The organism is Bartonella sp. AU15XJBT, from assembly GCF_028618615.1.
Taxonomy (GTDB): domain Bacteria; phylum Pseudomonadota; class Alphaproteobacteria; order Rhizobiales; family Rhizobiaceae; genus Bartonella.
Genome location: NZ_JAQITG010000076.1, coordinates 1 through 2,576, shown reverse-complemented (window position 1 = coordinate 2,576; position 2,576 = coordinate 1). Strand labels below are relative to the sequence as shown.

1 pseudogene is annotated in these 2,576 nt (G+C 40.1%); it reads left to right on the top strand.

Features of this window, described 5'->3' with window-relative positions:
- A pseudogene (locus PVV57_RS10015) lies at window positions 1-2,576 on the top strand (hypothetical protein); the annotation flags it as partial.

The following is a 2,576-nucleotide window of genomic DNA, read 5'->3' as shown; positions in this document are numbered from 1 at the left end:
GTAAATGTAGGGCAGTTAAAAGATTTAAAAACATTCGTCAAAGAAAACGGCTGGAAACTGTCAGTTGGGGGTGAAAATGGCAAGACTGTTCTTATGGACAGCGATGTAGATTTTTCCACTGGAAGTACAAATCTTAACATTACAAAAGGCAATGAGGACAATAAGCTAAAATTTGATCTTGCTCAAGACGTTACGTTAACAAGCTTAAAAGCAGGTACAAATACCTTAGATGCAACAGGCTTAGTAATTACGGGTGGACCTAAGATAACCACCGGTGGTATTGATGCTGGCAGTAAGACAATAACAGGCATTAAAGAAGGTTCTCTCACAGCAGAATCGACCGAAGCAGTAACTGGTTCCCAGCTTTTGGCAACAAATAATGAAATTGCTGATGTAAGAGACAGTATTCTTGTTAAGCAAGTAGCAGAGATGACTTTAGCGCGTAGTCTGCGTGATGGAGGAGCAGGTCTTATCACGATTGGTAGAGGAACTGGTGGTAGCGAAATCAGTATTCTAAATAAGGATAATGGAGCCCGGAAACTTTCCGGTTTACTCGACGGGGATATCAATGAAAACTCAAAGGAAGCCATAAATGGCTCACAGCTTTTTGAGACAAATGATAAAGTTGCGACTTATTTAGGTGGTGGCACTAAGTATGAAAATGGAGCATGGACCGCTCCAACTTTTACAGTGAAAACTGTTACCGATGAAGGCAAAGAAGAGGGTGCAACTTATCATAACGTAGCTGAAGCTTTAACAGGGGTTGGAACGTCTATCACGAATGTTAAAAATGAGATTACCAAAGAGGTTAATAATACGATTAACACTGTTAAAGGTGATTCCTTGTTGTGGAGCGAAACTGATGGAGCCTTTAGTGCTCAGCATGGAGAGGGAAAAGAAAAAAGAAGTAGCAGAATTAAATTTGTTGGGGCTGGAGATTTAACGTACGGTTCAGAAGACGCTGTAAATGGCGGTCAGCTATACACACTTGGTACTCATCTTGCGGATTATCTGGGGGGTGGTGCTGACTTTGGAAATGGAAATTCAGAGGGCCCAACTTTTAAAATTAAACGCATTAAAGCTGATGGTACAGAAGATGAACAAAGTTATACAAATGTAGCCGCAGCTTTTGAAGGTGTTGGTACTGCTTTCACGAATATAAAAAATGAGATCACAAAAGAAATTAGCAATGAGATTACCAATGTAAAAGGTGACAGTCTTGTTAAGTGGAATGAAGAATCTAAGTTAATCAAGATAGGAGAAGAAAAAGAAGGGACTAAAATCAGTATAGCGAATAAGGATGGCACGGCACGGACCATTTCTGGTGTTGCTGCTGGTACTGAAGATACTGATGCTGTGAATTTTTCACAACTGCAAAAAGTTGAAAAAGATGTCAAAGAACAAGTAGCAGCAAGTAGCTTTGTTAAACAGGATTCAGAAACGAAACACATCACGATAGGTAAAGAAACAGATGGTGATAAAATTGATATTGCCAACAAGAAAAATGAAAAGCGGACACTTGCAGGTATAAAGGATGGGGCACTCTCAGCAGATTCACATGAAGCTGTAAGTGGTTCACAGCTTTTTACGACAAATCAAAATGTAACAACTGTAGCCACGAATATAGCTAAGTCCCTTGGGGGTGGTGCTAGTTATAAAGATGGCGTATGGAGTGATCCATCTTTTACAGTAAAAACTGTTAAAGATGATGGCAAAGAAGAAGAGAAAACTTATCAGAATGTAGCCGCAGCTTTTGAAGGTGTTGGTACATCTTTTACGAACATCAAAAAAGATATTACCAACCAGATTAATCATCTTCAGTCCGATGATTCAGCGGTTGTTCATTATGATAAAACAGATGGTGAAAATAGTGCTGTTGATTATGCGAGTATAACTTTTGGTGGTAAAGATAAAACCCTCACGGCTCTTCACAATGTTGCCGATGGTAGTATTTCTAAGGATTCACATGATGCGGTTACGGGTGGACAGCTTCATAAAATTGGCAGTGATATTGCAAAGTATTTAGGTGGAGAAGCATCCTTTGAAAATGGAGCCCTTACACAGCCAACGTATAAATTATCGTATATTGCTAAAGATGGAGTTGTAACAGAGAGTTCGTTCCAAGGTGTTGGCATAGCGTTTAGTGGTCTTGATACGAATATCAAGAATGTGAATGATCGTATTAAGGAAGTGTCTGAAAGTGTTGCACATGATTCCTTGTTATGGAGTGATGACGCTCATGCTTTTGTAGCGCGTCATGAAAAGAGCAAAGGCGAAAAAAGCAGAGCTGTAGCAACTCAAGAAAACAGCAAGATTACGTTTCTGCACGCTGGTGATATTACTGAAAGTTCAACAGATGCAGTCAATGGCTCACAGCTTTATTCCATGAATAAGACAGTTGCGACGTATTTCGGTGGAGGTGCTGGATATAACGACGCAGGTGAATGGACAGCCCCAAGCTTCAAGGTTACAACAGTCAAAGATGATGGCAACTCTGAAGAGAAGAGTTATGGAAATGTAGCTGAAGCTTTAGCGGGTGTTGGCACTTCCCTCACAAATGTAAAAAATGAGATTAC